Source organism: Ensifer sp. GW821-FHT05G01, from assembly GCF_059419585.1.
In genome coordinates, this window is record NZ_JBWKSC010000026.1 from 1 (window position 1) to 2487 (window position 2487).

A 2487-nucleotide genomic window follows, 5' to 3' on the forward strand; every position below is an offset into this window, starting at 1 on the left:
CGTAAGCGGGTAGGCCATCCCACGTAGCGCGGTTTCGAAAGATCGCTCATTTTCGGCATGAATCATGCGGAGAAACCTATGAGCGACAGCGTGAATCAGGCTCGTGCCTTTGAGGTTCTGACGGCGACCCCAATACGGACGAGGCGCAAGCCACGAGATTGGCCGGATGCTGAGAAGGCTCGGTTGATTGCGGAGACAATGCTGCCGGGGGCGAATGTATCAGCGATTGCCCGCGCTGAGGGGCTGGATCCCTCGCAGCTTTACGGCTGGCGGCGCAAGGCCTTGGCCTTGGGATCGGTTGTCCCCCTTTCGGAAGGGGCGAATGAAGAGGTGAGGTTCGCGCGCGTCGAAGCGTTTGCAAGTTCGCCGGTGGAAATCGTCATGGGTGACGTCGTGGTGCGCGTGGCCGGGGATATCGAGCCGGATCATCTTGCCAAGATTCTACGGGCGGTGCGCAAGGCATGATTGCGTCTGGCGTTGTCGTTTACGTCTCCTGCCAACCGGTCGACTTTCGCAAGGGGGCGGCCTCGTTGATGGCTTTGGTCAGGGATGGCGGTCTCGATCCGTTCAATAGCGCCCTTTACGTGTTCCGTTCCAAACGGAAGGACCGTGTCCGGATCGTGTGGTGGGATGGCAGCGGGGTCTGTCTCTATTCGAAAGTTATCGAAGGAAATGGCTTTTGCTGGCCGGCAGCGACGACGGCGCGCATCCGTCTGGATCATGCCCAGCTCATGGCCCTACTGGCCGGAATGGATTGGAAGAAGATCCGCCCGGCGACAATCAGGAGGCCGCTTTCGACCGGCTGACCCCCTCCGAGAAATCCAACGCATGTTACTGTAAACGCTAGGAAAAGATCACTATTTGTGATCTAGTTCCTTCTATGACGTTCTCTGCTTCGGACCTTCCTGACGACGTTGATGCACTCAAGGCGATGATCGTCGCCATGAGTGCAGAAGGCGCCGCTGCCCGAGCGGAGATCACCCGGCTTGAGGCGCTCAAGAAGGATACGGACGAGCGGATAGCCACTCTCACTGCGATTGTGAAAGTGCTTGAGCGGGCTCAGAAAGGCACGCGCTCGGAACGGCTGCGACTGGGGATCAACGACGATCAGATCGACTTTGCGTTCGAGGAAGTCGAGACCGGCCTGGCAGCGATCGACAGCGAGCTCGACCAGTCACGGAAAGACAAGCCGAAGCGGGACGCACGCCCGCGCAAGGGCTTTGCCGCCCATCTCGAGCGCATCGAGGAGGTAATCGAGCCTGAAATCCCCGAGGAATGCCGAGGGCTGGAAAAGGTTTTGATTGGCGAAGATCGATCCGAGCGGCTCGATGTCATCCCACCGAAGTTCAGGGTCATCGTTACCCGCCGGCCGAAATACGCATTCAGAGGGCGTGACGGTGTGCTGCAGGCTCTAGCGCCTGGCCATATCATCGAAGCCGGGCTGCCGAGCGAACGGCTCCTGGCTTACATCGCCGTGTCCAAATATGCCGACGGCCTTCCACTCTACCGTCAGGAAACAATCTACCTGCGCGATAGCGTGACGCTGAGCCGCTCCTTGATGGCTCAATGGATGGGACATCTCGGCTTCGAGCTCAAGATCCTGGCCGATTACATCCTGGAAAAGATCAAGGCAGGTGAAAGGGTCTTTGCCGACGAAACGACATTGCCGACCCTGGTGCCTGGTTCGGGAAAAACAATGACGGCATGGCTGTGGGCCTATGCACGTGATGATCGGCCGTTCGGGGGATCAGGGCCACCTATGGTCGCCTATAGATTTGAAGACAGCAGAGGTGGGCGCTGTGTGGCCCGTCACCTGAGCGGCTTCAACGGCATTCTCCAGGTTGATGGGCACGGCGCCTATACGAGCATGGTGAAAGAGCAGGTCAAGGCCGGCAGCAACGAGACCATCACGTTGGCGGGGTGCTGGGCGCACGTCAGGCGCAAATTTTACGAACTGCATATCGGTGGTATCAATCACGCCGCGACAGCCTCGGTGAAGGCGATGACCGAGTTGTGGAAGGTCGAGGACGAGATCCGGGGAAAGGATGCCAACATCCGTGCTGCCGCACGACAAGAGCGGTCTGCGGCCATTGTCGCCAACCTTTTTGACATCTGGGAAAAGGAACTGGCGAAGGTCTCTGGCAAGTCCAAAACCGCGGAAGCGATCCGCTATGCAATGACCCGCCGACAATCTCTGGAACGCTTTCTCGGTGACGGCCGCATCGAGATTGACTCCAATATCGTCGAGCGCGCAATCCGTCCCCAAACCATCACACGGAAGAATAGTCTATTTGCCGGAAGCGAAGGCGGTGGCAACACATGGGCCACGATCGCCACGCTCTTGCAGACAGCTAAAATGAACAACGTCGATCCGCTCGCCTGGCTGACACAGACCTTAGTTCGCATGGCCAACGGATGGCCCGCGCAGGATATCGACGCTCTGATGCCGTGGAACTTCGAGCCGAGCGTGATCGGCTAACCGCTTAC

Annotated in this window: 3 protein-coding genes; all 3 read left to right on the forward strand. The window is 58.7% G+C overall.

Features of this window, described 5'->3' with window-relative positions; translation table 11 throughout:
- Window positions 1–78: 78 nt before the first annotated feature.
- Entirely contained in the window at window positions 79–465 is a 387-nt protein-coding gene (locus tag AC07UR_RS33835) for a transposase (protein ID WP_209793395.1), read from the forward strand.
- Complete coding sequence (gene tnpB / locus AC07UR_RS33840; protein ID WP_209793394.1) at window positions 462–806, forward strand: IS66 family insertion sequence element accessory protein TnpB; 345 nt, start codon at window positions 462–464, stop codon at window positions 804–806. The genes AC07UR_RS33835 and tnpB overlap by 4 nt, the downstream gene beginning before the upstream one ends.
- Window positions 807–880: 74 nt before the next feature.
- Window positions 881–2479, forward strand: a complete 1599-nt coding sequence (gene tnpC, locus AC07UR_RS33845) for an IS66 family transposase (RefSeq protein ID WP_209793393.1) — start codon at window positions 881–883, stop codon at window positions 2477–2479.
- Window positions 2480–2487: the final 8 nt, after the last annotated feature.